Origin of the sequence: Metabacillus rhizosphaerae (genome assembly GCF_037201795.1) — a bacterium.
In the GTDB taxonomy this organism is placed as follows: Bacteria; Bacillota; Bacilli; order Bacillales; family Bacillaceae; genus Metabacillus; species Metabacillus rhizosphaerae.
In genome coordinates, this window is sequence record NZ_CP147403.1 from 5052450 (window position 1) to 5070346 (window position 17897).

General features: G+C 34.7%; 10 protein-coding genes. 4 read left to right on the forward strand and 6 right to left on the reverse strand.

Annotated elements, in window-relative coordinates; all coding sequences use genetic code 11:
- Positions 1-525: 525 nt before the first annotated feature.
- On the reverse strand, positions 526-3723 hold the full coding sequence (locus WCV66_RS24125) for a glycoside hydrolase (RefSeq protein ID WP_338787156.1): 3198 nt from the start codon (positions 3721-3723) through the stop codon (positions 526-528).
- A gap of 271 nt (positions 3724-3994) precedes the next feature.
- Between WCV66_RS24125 and WCV66_RS24130 the strand changes: the two genes are divergently transcribed.
- From WCV66_RS24130 to WCV66_RS24145, 4 genes are all read left to right on the forward strand, one after another.
- The gene (locus tag WCV66_RS24130; protein ID WP_338787157.1) at positions 3995-5695 is read left to right on the forward strand and encodes a methyl-accepting chemotaxis protein; all 1701 of its coding nucleotides are present in this window, start codon (positions 3995-3997) and stop codon (positions 5693-5695) included.
- A gap of 180 nt (positions 5696-5875) precedes the next feature.
- Positions 5876-7513 carry a sensor histidine kinase gene (locus WCV66_RS24135; protein ID WP_338787158.1) on the forward strand — a complete coding sequence of 546 codons (1638 nt, stop codon included), beginning with the start codon at positions 5876-5878 and terminating at the stop codon, positions 7511-7513.
- A complete protein-coding gene (locus WCV66_RS24140; RefSeq protein ID WP_338787159.1) occupies positions 7510-9063 on the forward strand; it encodes a response regulator in 1554 nt (517 codons plus the stop codon). Before WCV66_RS24135 ends, WCV66_RS24140 begins: the two co-directional genes overlap by 4 nt.
- A 277-nt stretch (positions 9064-9340) precedes the next feature.
- Positions 9341-9829, forward strand: a complete 489-nt coding sequence (locus tag WCV66_RS24145; protein WP_338787160.1) for a pyridoxamine 5'-phosphate oxidase family protein — start codon at positions 9341-9343, stop codon at positions 9827-9829.
- Positions 9830-9920: 91 nt separating this feature from the next.
- On the opposite strand, the gene WCV66_RS24150 is transcribed toward WCV66_RS24145, so the two are convergent.
- From WCV66_RS24150 to WCV66_RS24170, 5 genes are all read right to left on the reverse strand, one after another.
- Positions 9921-10433, reverse strand: a complete 513-nt coding sequence (locus WCV66_RS24150) for an AAA family ATPase (protein ID WP_338787161.1) — start codon at positions 10431-10433, stop codon at positions 9921-9923.
- A gap of 293 nt (positions 10434-10726) precedes the next feature.
- On the reverse strand, positions 10727-12955 hold the full coding sequence (locus tag WCV66_RS24155) for an alpha-galactosidase (protein ID WP_338787162.1): 2229 nt from the start codon (positions 12953-12955) through the stop codon (positions 10727-10729).
- Between the two features lie 75 nt (positions 12956-13030).
- Positions 13031-16075 carry a glycoside hydrolase family 2 TIM barrel-domain containing protein gene (locus tag WCV66_RS24160; protein ID WP_338789543.1) on the reverse strand — a complete coding sequence of 1015 codons (3045 nt, stop codon included), beginning with the start codon at positions 16073-16075 and terminating at the stop codon, positions 13031-13033.
- Positions 16076-16098: 23 nt separating this feature from the next.
- Complete coding sequence (locus WCV66_RS24165) at positions 16099-16917, reverse strand: carbohydrate ABC transporter permease (RefSeq protein ID WP_066324360.1); 819 nt, start codon at positions 16915-16917, stop codon at positions 16099-16101.
- A complete protein-coding gene (locus WCV66_RS24170) occupies positions 16910-17833 on the reverse strand; it encodes a carbohydrate ABC transporter permease (RefSeq protein ID WP_066324358.1) in 924 nt (307 codons plus the stop codon). Before WCV66_RS24170 ends, WCV66_RS24165 begins: the two co-directional genes overlap by 8 nt.
- Between the last annotated feature and the right edge of the window lie 64 nt (positions 17834-17897).

Below are 17897 nucleotides of genomic sequence, written 5' to 3' on the forward strand. Positions count from 1 at the left end.
AAAATGAGAAAGGATGCTTTTATTAGATGAATAGAGAAGAGATCTAAAGAGGTAGATGAAACTATAAAGATTGTATTTTGTTCATTGTTATTTTTACTGGTAAGTAAAAAGGCAAGTAATTACTAGTAACTTAAATACGTTTACAAACGATCTCTTAAATTAATTGTTTCCTCATGAACTTGATACCCTCTAATTATAAAGCGTTTACACACATGAGGTTAATGGAGTAACTTTCGAAAATATTGTAAATTCATTTTTTATTTCTCAATTTAAGGGTTCAAAAACTTCAAAATTTTTCGATTTACTGCAATTTTTTTGTAACTAAAATGGGAAATGGGGATAAAGTTCAGAAACTGAATGTACTTCTAAAAAAACTTAAAGAACCAGAGATCAAGCGCTGAATTTTACTAACAAATCCACTATAAATACCAAAAGGAGGTAAGAATGAAAACATTCGAACCCCCTTTTGGAAACAAATTGCGAAGCCTTTATCTTTGTTTTGTTTAAACGTTATTTCTAGTTTCTTTAATTTTTCTCACTAAATTCAACTGTATATTTTGCATGATTCTTCCCATCTTCTGACTTAACCGTGATAACAGCCTCACCTTCTAACGAAGATGGTGTTTCAATTTGGTAAGTAGCAAATAAATCATTAGTAACTGCCTCAATAGTCGGGATTTCTTGCTGGTTCTTCTTTATTTTAACTTGATAATTATAGGTATTCTTATCAAATTCTTTTACTTGCTTCCCATTAATTAAAATAGTTTCCAATGTTGCATCACTACCTTGTCCTGGAATTTGGTTTTCACCAACTCCCAATACCTCCATTTCTGAAATGGCAATACAAGCACCTTCTTTGGCCTTCATTACAGCACGAATATGTTTTGTTTCAATTTGGGTAAAGTCAATTGTTAACTCCTTGTCTTGAACATCTGTCTGTGTCCCTTCGATTTCTTTCCACTCTGTTCCATCCAGGTATTCAAGTCGTAAAGAGTCTGCAGGTCTTGTGCCACCATTGTCATCATAGAAGTGAAATTTCACTTGTGATACTGTTTCCGCTTTGTCGAATTCAATAGCAACCCAATCTTCTTCTCTCCAGCTATTTGGATCCCAGTTCGTCCATCTAGCACTAGATATAATTCCATCGTTGACATTACTCGTGCTATCCCATTGACCAGTAAAGGAAGCGCTCACTTTTGGGTACTCATTTTCTGAACTAGAAGGCTTTACAGCTAAATTTTCTAGAGCAGGTTGTGTAACTTGGATATTAGCAATTGCTTTAACAGGACTTTTCGATATTGACCCTTTCACTGAAAACTTACCAAAATCCGCATACTCATTTTGATCAATTTCATTCCATTCAACAGGTACTTTTCCGAATGTACCACTTTTTAGTTTAGCTGTTACTTTATTAGGTAAAATTGGTGCTTTACCTGGAGTTGTTTTTATTTTTATAGGTTGAATACTTTCAATTTTACTTACTGTTATTGTTGCTACTGCTTTAATAGTTGTTCCCTCAACAGTGCCTTCAACTTTAAAGATATTTTCCTTTGCATATAAATCAGGATTGATTGTATCCCAAACTACTTTTTTCTGAACCTCTTCACCATCTCCGTAAATGGTCGTTACCTCATCAGGTAATTCTGGTGCAGTCTTTTTCTTCGTAACGACGACATCAACTGGCTCTACCTTGGTAATTCCGGCCTTTACTAGTCTCCAAATCTGGTGGTTACCTGTTGTTGGCTTCCAAAGGCCAACTTTAGCTCCTTCCTCCTTTGATTCCCCGCCTACTTCTATTAGATTTCCGCTTTGAACATTTATAAATGTGTACTCTCCATTTCCATAGGTTGACAGCATCCATTTTTGATTTGATTTATTTTCATTGGCTTGGAGAGTAATGGAACCATTCTCATCACTAAGTACACTTCCGCTATCACTGTTGGCAATTTTATAAATTTCTTTTGTACTATTTCCATCTGTTATTTTTTGGATACTAAAGTTTTGTTTTTCTTCATCACGAATATTTGTTTTTTGAACAATGGATTTTCCATTTTGTCCAATATCAAGCACCTTCCCACTATTTTTATTAATGAATTTGTATGTTTCGTTATTATTTAAAAACGAGTTATCCTCATTCACACCTGATACACCTGATACAACAAATGTCGTAATTGATTGGGGTTGAACAACTGCTGAGAGCTCGTTACCTGAGATCATGACATCTGACTTTTGGGCTAAATTTTCTGTATTAGATGTTACATAAGGTGTTGCCTTTGCATTCGCTTCTACAGTATCGAACCCAGATAAATCAAGGTTGATTGCTTTTTCTTCTGTGGTTGAATTTGTATAGACAACAACAACTGAATTGTCATCTTTATTAATTGCAGCTAATGTATCGCTACTATTTGAATTAATGACTTGATAGCCTGGTCGAATAAACTTACTGTAATTCCCCATTGCATAATACTTTTTATTTTTATAGATTTTTACGTTCTCAAAATCAGCTGGATCAAAATCAACTTGGATAAGTCCCCAGTTGCCATTTTCATGTTCTGGGCTCATATTCACTTCGTCTTCAATTGACTGCCAAAGCACCCATGCTTCTGATTCCAATTGCTGAATATCAGTCGTAATGCGCTGTGATAATGCAAGACCTGGAATTATATCCTCATGATTTTGTGCACCAGAACTAAGGTCCACCTCAGACATCCACAGCTTTTTTCCTGCTGACTTTGCAATATCCCTTGCACCAATCTGCTGTGTAGGACCGTAAGTATGCACATTTAACTGTTCAATATTATTTCTCGTTGTGCTATCGTATTGCTCCCAATTTTGTCTGAATTTTTGTGGATTCGTTTCGTCCATACCTGATACAACTGTACTAAGACCTTTTTCATCCAATTGCTTCTTTACTTCATTAATAATTTTAGCTTGTGAAGCTGGAGACCAGTTTGAACCTTCCTGTCTGCCTTTAGCTCTCCAATAGCCAGTATTAGGTTCATTTACAGGTGAGAGAGTTTGAAATTCAACATCCATGTCCTTTTGTAAATGCTCTACTACGGTTGTTAAATATGAAGCAAAATTTTCAAATTGATCTGGTTTAATATTATCATCCCATGAATTCCAGTTACCTGATACATAACCACTTTGAGTCATAAAATATGGCGGTGAGTTTGAAAAAGCTTCGAAGGTATCAGCTCCCCTAGCTTTAGCAGCACTAACCCACCAGCGTTGGTTAGCATCAGCTTCCAAGTTCCAATGCTCAGGATTTTCTGGATTCCACCAGTTTTCCTGCTCTGTCCATTCATCTGTGTTACCTTCCGGTGGGCTGTATTCGGCAGGACGATTCCAATACCCTGGAACTGCTCCACCTTTACGCATATAAGGCTCTGTCTCAGGAGAATCACCACCACCAATATTATAGCGGGCAATATTAAAATTCAGTCCATCCTTACCAAAGAGATCATCAGCAAGCTCATTTCTTAATTCATCAGGCCAGCCACCTGTCACATTCGCGAACCATACAAGAGCTGTTCCCCAACCATCAAATGGTTCATGTTGATAACTAGGATCTAGTTTTATTTGCTCTGAATCAGAAATCAATTCATTCTCCCCCTCCTCTGCATTCGTCATAGTAGGTAGGGCAGGCAAGATACTTCCTACTACAAGGACTAAGATCAAACAATTAATTAGTAATCTCTTAATAAACATTTCTTGCAACATAAAATTATGTCTCCTTTCTATTCTTTTAACTTTCCATGTTAAGATTTCAACAAAATGCATTTATATTATTCTTTGAATTGCAGCACTCTAATTATAAAGCGTTTACATCCCTAAATTGAATGGAATAACTTTCGAAAAAATTGTAAATTCATTTAGTTTATATAGTTTTTTTCAATTTAAAAACTATAAATTTTTTCAAAAAAGTGCAAAATATTTTTATCTACTTTTAACTCTTACTATAGTAAAATGGGTCTAGGAAGGGGGATTTTGATTGAAAGCGCATTCAATGCTATCTGATTTATCTTTACGTAAAAGATTAATCCTTGTTTTCATGGTCATTTTATTAGGGCTTGCAACAATTAATTGCGTACAAATCTATCTTTTCCTCGGGTATGTTCGTCAATATAATGCAATGATGGAAACAATCACATTGACGAATTCAATTAATGGTTCACTTAAGCAAAAGCTAGATGAGGAAATTAGGGATATTGTATATGGAAAAGTACTTTTTGAAAATGGTACTCAATATGATCATCTACACAATATGTATCAAAATTTAGATAAAATTGAACGTGATGATAAAAATGGCCAATTTAGTGAGGAAATTACAGAAGTTCGCCAAACATTAACGACTACGACTGAATATATTGACAAGCTTGGAGAGCAAATCCAAGAAAATGTTCCTGCAGATTCACGAAATATCACCTATGAATATATTACAATTCTAACAGACCTCATCGATGAAAAGGTTCAGTCACTCTTACAAAAAACCCTTTTGGTAAAAGGGGAATCACAGAATATCATTTCCACTAACTTAACAAGAGACATAACTATTTATATTTGTTCATTTATTGCCGTTATCATCATTTCATTATTATTTGCCATATATATATCAGGAAGTTTTGTAAAACCTATTCGTAGTTTAGGACAAAAAACAAATGAAATTGCAGAAGGAAACTTAACCATAGGAGCAATAGTAAATCCGTCTAAGAATGAAATAGGAGAATTATGTCGTTCTTATAATCGAATGTTTCATAATTTAAAGGATATTATCTTAAACGTGAGAAATACAAATGATCTAGTTGTTTTAACTTCAAAGGATATCCACCAAAGTATTCTTGAAAACCGACTAGCTGGGGAAGAAGTTGCTGAAGCAACACAAACAATTTCGAACAATCTTCATACACAAGATAAACTGATTCAAAAATCAGTAACTACATTTGAACATTTACTTTTTAAATATAACGAAGTACTAGGAAAATCAAATAAAATAAATCTTCAATCAAATGAAACCTTACATATTACAAATGAAATAAGTCATGAACTTGTCACCTTCCATCAGCAACTTGAAAAAATGAGCCAAACTATCTATCAAGTAAACAGAGATACAGAAGAACTTCAGAGAGTTTCAGGGGAAATGAATGAATATTTGCGATTAATTAAGCTTGTTGCACGAGAATCTAGTTTATTGTACCTCACTCTTATAAATGAAATTCCTAAAAGTTCAATAAATGAAAGAATAGAAAACGCTTTAACTAGTATAAAGGAAGTTTCTGATGAAACAAACAAGGTTTCACAAGACTCCGATTACAAAGTAAACCATATCTTGAGCCTAACATCTTCAATCAGAAAACAAAACTCTGAAACTCTAGAAAACATTCAACTTTGCAGATTAAAAACTGAGCAAGTAAAGAATCGATTTCAAACTATTCTTTCAGTTAGAAATAGACAGCAAGTTGAAATTGAAAGCATAAAACAAGACATGCAAGAGGCATTTGATCAAATGCTTTCTATTCGTCAAATAATCTCAGACATTGAGCAGAGTTCGCAAATTACGAATGCAGAAGTTGTTGGAATTGCGGCTATGGGTGAAGAACAATTAACTACTCTTGAGGAAGTTTCCGATGCATCTTATAAACTTGTAGAACGAATTCAACAAATGAAAGATAACATTAGGCAGTTTAAAATATAATAATCAAACACATATAATATTGATTCGAATCAATAATAAATCTTCTAATAATACTACTGACAGGTTGGTTCGCTTATGAAATTCAAAAAATGGGTTTTTTCAAGTTTACGTACAAAACTTCTTATGATGTTCCTTTTTCTAACAGTAATACCTCTCATCCTTGTTGGGGTAATATCCTATATGAAATCTTATAATATTGTTGCCGAAAAATCATATTCATTAGCTCAAATCCAAGTAGCACAATTACGTAGTGAATTTGATGATGTCCTTCAGGATATTAAAAGATTTACAGAAGTTGGGAAAAAGGATAGCACTGTTCAATTTTTAATTGACAAACAAAATACGGCTGAGGAATCTAAAAGTATTTTAGGAATGATAAAACTTTACAGAGAAAGTTATCAATATAGTGAAAGCATCATGAATATTAAGATTATTAGTCTTGATGGAAAAGCTGTTAGTGAAGACCGTGGCGTTCATCAATTAGATGGTCAGGTGCTCACTAAGCTTCCCTACACGAAACTACTAGATCAGCCAACTAATACACTAATAGAACCAATCTATAAAAACAGTAATCCAGCACTTTCTATGACAAGTACAATTACTTCGGATAATTCCAATGAAGTAATTGGTTTCATAAATATTGTTATTAAAGCTTCAATTTTTAAGAATATTCTTAGCGAAGCTTCATTAAAAACTTCAAGTACAATTCAAATTGAATCTGAATCGGGTAATATTTTATTTTCGCACCCACAATTTGCAAAGACTTCACCTAACTTAGAAAGAAAACAAATAGAAGAAAACCACTCTGGCTATTTTACGCATGGTGCAACATTTTTCGTCTTTGAAACATCTGAATTAACTGGTTGGAAATTCATTCGATATACACCGTTATTAGACATTACAAAAGAAGCTAATGAAATAAGAAGTCTAATTGTATTAACTGTAGGATCAGTTTTAATTTTTACCATTGCATTATATTTCTTTATCACTTCAAGATTAATTCTTCCAATTCGTATTTTAAAAGAGAAAATGAAACAGGTTTCACAAGGTGATCTTAATGTACAGCTCGTTAATAAAGGTACTGATGAGATTGCAGACCTAGGTGAAAATTTTAATAGTATGATTATGAAAATCAAAGCTCTACTAACAAAAAGTGTTAATGAACAAAAACAATTAAAAATTGCAGAATTACGTACTATGCAAGCACAAATTAATCCACACTTTCTATATAACTCACTTGAAACAATTATTTGGATGGCAGAAGCAAAAAAAAGTCAACAAGTAATAGAAATTACGAAGGCATTATCCCATTTTTTTAGAATTTCTTTAAGTAAAGGAAAAGATTTAATTCTTTTAGAAGATGAGATTGATCATATTCGAAATTACCTAATTATTCAAAAAATGAGATACCAAGATATTTTAGATGTAACCTTTCATTTAAATGAAGATATTTTACATTATGAAATTATTAAATTAACACTTCAGCCAATCGTAGAAAATGCTATCTATCACGGCATAAAAAATAAACGCGGTAAGGGATTTGTCCGAATTAAAGGTGATTTTACTCCAGAAGGATTTATTTCCATTGATGTGATAGATAACGGAATTGGCATTAAAGAAGACAAGTTAAAAGATATTCGATTTCAATTATCTCAAGGAGTCCCATTTGAAAAGGATCAAGGTGGCTTTGGTATGGTAAACGTTCATAATCGGATTCTTTTACACTATGGGGAGCCTTTTGGTATAACAATCAATAGCTGGTATGGTTCTGGCACGCGTGTAAGTATAATTATTCCAGCAGAGAGGGGATTTAAATGAAAAAAGTATTCTTAGTAGATGATGAAATGGCAATCCGAGAAGGGATTGGAAAATGCATTGATTGGAATCGCGAAGGGTTTATTTATTGTGGTGATGCTTCTGATGGTGAAATTGCTCTTCCTTTAATTGAAAAACACGAACCTGATATTGTCATTACGGATATTAAAATGCCTTTTATGGACGGTTTGGAACTCAGTCGTATTCTACGCGAAAAAATGCCCTCAATAAAAATAATTATTCTAAGTGGACATGATGAATTTGAATATGCTAGAGAAGCAATGCGCATCCAAGTTACTGAATATTGCCTAAAGCCTGTTAGTTCACAAGATTTACTTACTATATTAAAAAAAGTTTCTTCAAAAATTGATGAGGAAGAAATGAACAATAAAAGATTAAGTGACTTAGAAAATCAATTATTGCAAAATAAATCTGCTTCTCGAGATAAATTTTTATATGAACTCTGTGAAGGGTTATATACTTTTTCTGAGGCAATTAAAGAAGCTTCAAATTTAAATCTTAATCTTATCGCAAGTTATTATTATATCATTATCATAGAATGTACAATCGACTCTGATTCGATTGACTGGATAGAAGATGAATATGATTGTTTGCACTTTAGTAGAAAATTAAAAGAATCTATTTTTATTATGATGGGAGAATCAAAACAAACACTTGAACAGGAGTCAGAGATAATAAGACAGCGGTTGGTGTCACATGAAGAACTACAACCTGAGAACCCATTAATCTTTGGAATCGGAAGAGTAGAAAGCCGTATTCAAGGTATTACCTTATCTTTCTCGGAAGCCGATGAAGAGAAAAGCTATTCAACGATTATTCATAAGTACAGTTCAAAGGAAACTGAAATAGACATAGAGTCTAAAAAGGAATTACAACATTTTAACCGAAGAGATTTAATTGACTTTCTAAAATTTGGATTATCAAGCGATATTTCTTGTTTTTCCCGTTCTTATTCATCTTATCTAGAAAAAGGGAATGTTCGATCTCCTTTTACAACGTATTATTTTTTAATGGACTTTACCATTACGATTTCACATTTTTTAAAGGAAATAGAAATGGATAATCTTGAAGTTATGCAGGAAATTAATCAATTAGAAATGAAAGCAAGCTGGATTAGGAATTATAATGAGGTTCTAACCTATATCGAAGAAATGCTACACATCGTTACGTCAACTAGAGATCGTTTAACTACAAAATACTCTTCAGCAGTTCAAATGGCGTTATCTTATATTAACGAAAATTTTACTGACTCTCAGTTATCTCTTCAAACTGTTGCAGACTCAGTGAATGTAAGCGCATCCTATTTAAGTCATATGTTTAGTCAGGAAACAGGTAAAACATTAATCGAATATTTAACGAATACCCGAATCGATATGGCCAAAGATCTTTTGAAGACGACAAATAATAAAACATATGAAATTGCCCATCAAGTTGGGTATATTGATTCGCATTATTTTTGCAGAACCTTCAAAAAGGTAACTGGATTGACTACAAAACAATATAAAAATCAAAAGCAAGTTTTTTCCGTTTAATTGATAAAGGTCTAACGGGTACAGTTTTGAAGTACAAAATCAGAATTAGAAGGTTCAACATAATATCAGAATTAGCAGCGTAACAGACGAGGTAAATCGCATTTCCAGCATTACTGTGTAAATTTTAGGCTTAAGCATTCTCACCATTAAAACGTTTACCCCAATTTTCTTTCCGGTTGTTTGACTTCATTATGTTAGAGTTAAGTAAACCGCCATACCGGATTAAAAGTTGGTGTAAAGGGTAGTATACCTCTATAAACATTATGAGGTGATGGAAATGTCTAACATGATTAAACAAGAAGAAATGGAAACATTAAGAGAGTTAATCAAAGACGTAGAAACGGCCATGCTGACTACGGTAACTGAAGAAGGGCTTATTTCTCGTCCTATGAAAACACAAGAATTAGAGTTTGATGGTGATTTATGGTTTTTTACTAAAAAAGAGACTAATAAATATGAAGAAATTTTACATGATCATGATGTTAATGTGGCTTATGCAGGTAAGTCCTTTGTCTCCGTCCGTGGAAGAGCGGAAATCGTTGAGGATTTAGACAAGAAAAAGGAATTGTGGAGCAAAACATATGAGAAAATTATGCAAACTTCTTATGATGACCCTAACGTTGTCTTGATAAATGTAAAAGCGGAAGCAGCCGAATATTGGGAAACAGGTAATTTTACGAAGAAAGTTGCCTTTTTCTATAAACGAATAACAGGGCAAAGTTCTAAATCGACTGATATTAATGAAACGATTGAATTGAATAAATAATCGCAAAAATGGGTTGTCTGGATATAGGACAATCCATTTTGCTATGTTGAGTTATGTTGATCCATTCCATTGTTGTTGTTGTTGTTATGGCTTAAATTTGACGTTGACGTTTATTTTCTTCGCTTTGACGGACGATCTCATCAACGACGTGCTCGATCGGTGCAGTGGCGTCGATTATAATTCCATTTTTCGGAATGTCTTCTTTCGTTTGGTGCAATCGCGCAATGAGTTCCCGTTCCGTATTCTTTCCGCCCCACTCATTTTCCGGTCGCTCGTCAAGCCGCCGGTTCAATGTGTCAAGGTCGACCTCGAGGACGAACACGCCGTCAAATAGATCTATGAATTTCGAAAAGTTCCTAGAGCCACCGCAGAAAAATGTTACCGCCTCATCCTGGTTGGCGACCAAAGCCTTTACTTTATCTACATGCCAAATGTGGTTCTCGTGCGTGACGCCATCCGTCCGTGTACCAGTTTCCGGATCGCCTTGATAAGCCAATTCACGGTCACCATGAATGGCATGGTAGCCGCGCAGCTGCAATTCATTGCAGACCGTAGTTTTACCGGTGCCGGAAACGCCTTCAATCAGATAATTCCTAATGCCCATAGCTAGACCCTCCATTTCTGTCGCTAAACTGCCCGTTCAATAACAATTGCCATTTCCTATACTGTACCATGGAAATCCGTGTTACCCTTAATAAATGTAAAATTTCCCTTTTAATACGAGTTAGGTCATTTTTAAGTCAAAAAAAACTTAAATCCCTTAACTACCAAGGAATTTAAGCTTCTAACTCTGCTGCTGTGCCAACTAAAGTACCTTTTCTTCACCTAATTTATTTTAAGGACTTATTAGACTGCCCTATTTTTTAGTAGGTGGTTGTCTTGTGATGCTAAGCTACTTTATTTATCCTTCCCTACTAAATGGAATACAACTGATTGATAATCTCCTCCACGTTTTGCAAATGGGGCGTTTACTCCATTAAATTCAGTAGGTAATTGTAAACCATTGTAATGTAATTCATCACCATAGTATGTTCCTTTGCCGTTCACTTCATAAAGCTTATTTTCATCAAGTCCTTTTAGTTTAAGTACTTGTTGTTTCTTTGGATTTACTGTGGCAAGCACCTTATACCACCCTATCAATGCCTCATTCTGATCTTTCGATATGATCATCCATGCCGTTTCATTTCCATCGAAAGGACTTTGAAGGCGATAAAAATCACCATCTCTTACTAATTTACGTTGATTTTTATAGAATTGAACTTGAGTCCTAATTAATTCTCGTTCCTCTTCGCTTAATTCGAGTGGGTTTAATTCATACCCAAATGTCCCAAAGTACGCTGTATTCGCTCTTGTTTCAATAGGTGTTTTTCTTAATGTTTGGTGGTTTGGAACAGCTGATACATGTGAACCCATACTATAAATCGGATAAACAAGTGAGGTTCCATACTGAATTTTTAAGCGCTCAACCGCATCCGTATCATCACTAGTCCAAGCTTGTGGAGCATAATAAAACATACCTGGGTCGAATCTTCCTCCACCACCGGCACAAGATTCAAATAATACGTTCGGAAATTCATTCGTAAGTCTCTCATATAAATCATACACACCTAAAATATAACGGTGGTAAAATTCACCTTGATGTTCTAGTTTAAGTGCTGCCGAATAAGCATCTGTAATATTCCGATTCATATCCCATTTAATATAAGAAAGCTGTGTTTTGTTAATGATACCCGCCATTTTTTCATAAATATAATCCACTACTTCACGTCTTGAGAAATCCAACACTAATTGATTTCGGCCAAAAACTAAGTGCTCTTCTTGCCTACCTACGATCCAATCTGGATGTTCCTTATATAACTGACTAATTGGATTAATCATTTCAGGCTCAAACCATAAGCCGAATTTGATGTCTATTTGCTTTAATTTTTCTACCAAAGATTCTAAGCCATTTGGAAGCTTTTCTTCATCTTCAAACCAATCTCCAAGTGAGGATGTATCATCGTTCCTTTTACCAAACCAACCATCATCTAGAACAAACAACTCAATTCCTAGTTCCTTTGCGCTTTCTGCAATATTTACAAGCTTTTCTTCGTTAAAATCAAAGTAAGTAGCTTCCCAATTGTTTATTAATATAGGTCTTTCTTCTATTTTCCATGGGTCACGGATTAAGTGCTGACGATATAGATTGTGATAGGCTTGACTCATTCCATTTAATCCTTCATTTGAATAAACGATAACAACTTCTGGAGTTTGAAAGCTTTCTTGGTTGTTAAGCTGCCAATTAAATTGATGTGGGTGAATCCCCATCATGACTCTTGATGTATCATAATGATCAACCTGTACTTGTGCTAGGAAATTACTGCTGTAAACAAAATTAAATCCATACACTTCGTTGTCATGCTCTGTTGTTTCTTTTCTTTTCAAAGCAATGAATGGGTTATCATGGTGTGAGCTTGCACCTCTTATGCTGGAGATAGAAGAAATCCCTTGTACAAGCTGACGTTCTTTAATATGCCTTTCCCTTGACCATGTGCCAGACAGATGAACCATCGTATAATCTGCATCAGGTAAATCGATTGAGGCACTCATAATCTTTTTCAGAGAAAGAGTGTGATCTCCATTATTTACGATCCTTACATTACGTGTAATAACAGGATGCTCGTGAAAAATCGTATAAGATAGCTGAAGGCTTGCACCAATCAATTGATCTTCAAGTGTAATAATAAGCGTTGTTGCTTCCTCTTCATTTGCATATGTAGCAGGAAGTCCATCTAATTTAAGCTTTCCTTTTATCACTTCATACCCTTGATAAGCAAATAAATTTCCAACTCTTCCCTCACTTGTTTCAACCTCGATTGCAGCTTCACGAAAATCTCCCTTACCAGGTACCGGAAACTCTTGACGTGTTGTTTCTAGAGAAAAGGCTGGATCTTCTTGGTAAAAGTGACAGCTTGCTGCTGTCGGAATATCATTTACTTGAAAATGTGAAAAATCATCGCGATGACGAATGGCTTTACCAAAATAAAGCTGGCCAAGACTCCCGTTCTTTAAAACTTGAAAAATGTAACTAATTTGGCCGTTTGTTAAGTGAAATTGTTTATTTTGATCATTTATATGAATAGACAAGGTTTTCAACTCCTAATTCAAATTTAAAAAGCCAAAGAGCTTGAAAAAATCCAAGCTCTTGTTTACTTTGTATGATTAAAACCCTTCACGTTGAATGATAAATTCAAAATCTATATCAGTATTTCCTTTTATGATATGCTCTTCATGAACTGGAGCACCCCAGCTGTCATCTCCACCAACACCCATTTGCTTACCAGCAACGGTAATCACTGAATAATGAACATTTGGTAGCTCATAATGATGATTCGCATTTTCAAGCTCAAAAGCTGTGTATGGTGAGACATTACATTCAATTGGCGTATCCTTAGAAGAGATCATGACCCCTTCACCGTCAGAATTTGTTACACTTACCCGACGTACTCCTGTACGATTTCCCGACTCTTGTGGATTTAAATAACCTTCGACATTGTCTTTTGCCGTATTCTTAAATACTCCAAGACGTGCTCCATGAGCTCGATCAGAATAGTTTTCTTCAGGTCCCATTGCATACCATTCTAACTGATTATATTTTGCCGGAACCTTGAAGGATACTGCGAAAATTGGCATTTGCGGCAATCCTTCTGCTCCTTTATAGGAAGACTTAACATGAATGCTTCCATTAGGATAAACTGTATAGCTCGTGGTCACTTCAATTTTTTCATGAATAGAAAACTTGTAGGTGAATGCTACTTGAACAGTATCTTTTTCTTCGGTTACATCAACACTAGTACATCTACGAGCTAAGCTTGCTGCATGCCAACAACCTGAAACAAATGATTGTGCAAAACCTCGGTCATTATCTGTCGTTGCTCTCCAAAACAATGGAGCAGGAGGATAAGCAATCATTTCTTTTCCAGAATAGTTTACTGATACTAAACTACCTACTGCCTTTGAGAAGATAATGCTAAAGTCTCTTCCATGAACACCGATATTCACATCGCCTTCGACTAACCTGAATTCCCCATTTGCTGCAATTGGCGCCATTTTATTAGCTTTCTTCGCAAAGATATATTGTCCAAATGCAACCTCATGTCCAGCATTTGCCCATATCGTTTCTTCTTTTAAAAGAAAAGCAACATGAACATAATACTCTTCTGGTTTGTTCATTAATTCTTTTGACCAATCATAGTCAATTCGCTGTTCACTTTGTGGTGATACATTTACTTGTAATGTTTTTTCATACACTTCTTCTCCTTCAAGAAAAAGCGTGTATCTTAATTCATAATCAGATGTATCTTTAAACAAATTCTTGTTTTTGATCATTACACCTGTTTCATCTGCTTCAAGCTTAATATTTTGATATAAATATTTTACTTCTTGCATTTTCGGTGAAATTTTACGGTCTGCATAAACAATTCCATTTGTACAGAAACCATAATCTGTTGGGCGATCATCAAAATCTCCACCATAAGCTAAAAATTCTTTCCCGTAACGGTCTTCTTTAACAAGAGACTGGTCAATATAATCCCAAATGAATCCACCTTGATACATTGGATATTTATCCTCTAGCTCTGTGTAATAATTCATACCACCCAATGAATTCCCCATCGCATGCATATATTCACAGCTTATATATGGTTTTTCAGGGTTATTTGTTAAATACTCTTCAATATCTGCTGGCTTTGCATACATCCGGCTTTCCATATCACTAGTCTCATTGTAATTACGGTCATAAAACACGCCTTCATAATGAACAAGTCGACTAGAATCAACAGATTTAAAGTATCTTGTCACATTTAATATCACTTCACCTGCATATGACTCATTTCCGCATGACCAAATGATAATTGAAGGATGATTTTTATCTCTTTCAAACATCGACTTCGCACGATCTAAAACGATGTCTTGCCATTCTGGTTTATTACCTGGAATATTCCAAGAAGGCTCAACAGCGCCCATCTTTTGCCATGAACCATGTGTTTCTAAGTTCATTTCATCAATCACATACACGCCATATTCATCACATAATTCGTACCAATAGCTTTGGTTTGGGTAATGCGATGTTCGAACCGAGTTTATATTATTTTGTTTTAAAGTCTTAATATCCCATAGCATATCTTCCTTAGTAATAGCACGCCCTGTTCGATGGTTAAACTCGTGGCGGTTTACCCCTTTAAAGATGATACGCTCACCATTTATTTTCATCACCTTATCCACTAACTCAAAACGTCTAAAACCAACCTTTTGCGGAACAACTTCTACTACATCTCCTGATTCATTCACAAGCTGGAGGTAGAGCTTGTATAGATTAGGTGTTTCCGCACTCCATAATTCTGGTTGATCCACATTGATCGTAAATGTTGGGTTTTCATCGTTCATCGCAACACTTGTTGATTCAATAACGTTATGATCTTTATCTACCAAACTAGCGATTACCTTTGATCCAGATGCAGCAGGAGCATTTAGCTGAAGATCAACTTTAAGTGTTCCCTTTGTATAAGTTTCATCCAAATCTGCATGAACATATGCATCATAAACATGCATCTTCGGCACTGTATAAAGATACACTTCACGGAAAATACCTGAGAAGCGCCAAAAATCTTGATCTTCTAACCAACTTCCTGTACTTCTTTGATACACTTCAACCGCTAGTTTATTTTCCCCCTCCTGTAAAAAAGGTGTTAAGTCAAACTCAGCTGGTGTGAAGCTGTCTTCACTATATCCGACAAACTTACCATTTAGCCATACGTAAAAAGCAGACTCAACCCCTTGAAACGATACATATACAGGCTTTTCTAGCATGTTATCAGGGACATGAAAATACTTTACATAGCTTCCAACAGGATTATGATCAGTAGGAATTTCAGGAGGACGAATGTCATTTATCCCGTCCCACGGATACATCGTGTTTACATATTGTGGCTTGCCATATCCTTGTAGTTGGATATGACCTGGAACTTTAATATCATCCCAGCTATTACAATCAAAATTCAATTCATAAAAAGTTTCCGGACGATTACTCGGATTAATCGCATAATGAAACTTCCAATTTCCATTTAAGCTTTTTCTCATTTTCATTGGAACAGATTTTTTTGCCTCTTCCATTGTTTCGTAATACATATGACTAGAGTGTGCAGGAAGTCGATTTACTGCAAATACATTTACGTCTGTTAGCCAATTTAGATCTGGATTCGTTGTCATTATTATCATTCTACCTCTCTATCTTATTTTACTGAGCCCATCATTCCTGCAACAAAGTGCTTTTGCATAATGAAGAAAATCAGTGCAGCTGGTAATGTAGCAATTACAATCGCCATCATAATAACCCCAAAGTCAGGCGAATAACTTGAACCTAAGTTTGAAATCAGTAATGGAATCGTCTGATTTTCTGGAGATTGTAAAACAACTAGAGGCCATAAATAGTTGTTCCAGCTGGCCATAAATGTAATGATTGCCGCTGCTGCATATGTTGTTTTCATTGTTGGTACATAAATTCTAAAAAATACTCCTAACTCACTTAATCCATCAATTCGACCTGCTTCAAGAATATCCTTTGGAAACATTTTTGTACTTTGTCTGAAGAAAAAGATTAAAAATGCTGTAGTTAATGTTGGTAAAACCACTGCTGTTAATGTATCAATTCCTAAGAAAGGCACTGTTTGTGAAATCGTACCGAACATCCTGAATAAAGGGACCATTAACGCTGCAAATGGAATCATCATTGATAGTAGTAAAATATTAAACACAACATCCTTTGACTTACTTTTGAAAATTTCAAATCCATATCCCGCTAAGGAAGCGATTAATAACGATAAAATTGTTGTTGAAATAGAAATTTTTGCTGAATTTATTAACGCTGGTACAATATCAACTGTGGTTAATAGATTTTTAAAGTTTTCTACAAGATGAGTACCAGGTAATATCCTTCCCTGTGTTACATCAACTGATTTATTTGTTGCTGAAACTACCATCCATAAAAACGGAAAGATTGACACAATACTCGCAATAATTAATACACCATAACCAAATAATTTTTTAAGCATTTTTCTCACCTGCCACTTTGAACTGAATAATTGAGAAGATCACAATCATAATAACAATTGCATACGATACGGTTGCCGCATACCCAAAGTCTGGAGTGTATTTAAATGAAAGATTATAAATATATTGAGAAATTGTCATAGTAGAATTACCAGGACCACCTTTTGTAATATTCATAACCTCATCAAACAACTGTAGCGTTCCAATTGTAGAAGTAATCGACGTAAAAAGAATAATAGGCTTTAACATTGGAATCGTAATCTTAAAAAATTGTTGTATTGATGATGCTCCATCAATTTTTGCTGCTTCATAAATTGAATGATCTATATTTTGAAGTGAGGATAAATAGAAGATCATATTATAACCAGTCCAGCGCCATGTAATTGCGATAACAATTGTAATCTTGGCCCAGAACGGATCTGTTAACCATTGAATTGGTTCAGAAATAAATGCAAGCTTCATTAACATCATATTGATAATTCCATCTACACCGAATAAATACTTAAAAATAACGGAATAAGCTACAAGTGATGTAACACATGGTAAGAAGATCGCAGTACGGAAAAATCCTTTAAACTTTAAACGTTTGTCATTTAATATAACGGATAAAAATAAGGCTAATAAAATCATAACTGGCACTTGGATAATTAGATAAATAACCGTGTTCTTAACTGCAGTTATAAAAGTAGGGTCTTTAAGTAATCGAGCGTAATTATCTAATCCTGTAAACGTTAAATTCGTACCTGTACCTGATTGGAAAGACATGATTAAAGCCTGAACCATTGGGTAAAAGTAAAATAAGCAGATTAATACAGAAGCGATTGTGATAAAGGACCAACCGATGATTGTCGTTTTATTTAAAGGTTTCCTTTTCGAATAAGAAACAGAAGTGTTTGCGTTTGATTTTGCTGATAACATATTATGTCAACTCCTTAACTTGTCAAAATAAGATAGAAGCCTTGAAATCTCGACTGTACTTCTC

Excerpts from the sequence above, each read along its gene's own strand:
- WCV66_RS24135 (WP_338787158.1), top strand. The coding sequence starts at position 5,876 with ATGAAATCTTATAATATTGTTGCCGAAAAATCATATTCATTAGCTCAA.
- WCV66_RS24140 (WP_338787159.1), top strand. The coding sequence starts at position 7,510 with ATGAAAAAAGTATTCTTAGTAGATGATGAAATGGCAATCCGAGAAGGG.
- WCV66_RS24125 (WP_338787156.1), bottom strand. The coding sequence starts at position 3,723 with ATGTTGCAAGAAATGTTTATTAAGAGATTACTAATTAATTGTTTGATC.
- WCV66_RS24150 (WP_338787161.1), bottom strand. The coding sequence starts at position 10,433 with ATGGGCATTAGGAATTATCTGATTGAAGGCGTTTCCGGCACCGGTAAA.
- WCV66_RS24165 (WP_066324360.1), bottom strand. The coding sequence starts at position 16,917 with ATGCTTAAAAAATTATTTGGTTATGGTGTATTAATTATTGCGAGTATT.
- WCV66_RS24170 (WP_066324358.1), bottom strand. The coding sequence starts at position 17,833 with ATGTTATCAGCAAAATCAAACGCAAACACTTCTGTTTCTTATTCGAAA.
- WCV66_RS24145 (WP_338787160.1), top strand. The coding sequence starts at position 9,341 with ATGTCTAACATGATTAAACAAGAAGAAATGGAAACATTAAGAGAGTTA.
- WCV66_RS24160 (WP_338789543.1), bottom strand. The coding sequence starts at position 16,075 with ATGACAACGAATCCAGATCTAAATTGGCTAACAGACGTAAATGTATTT.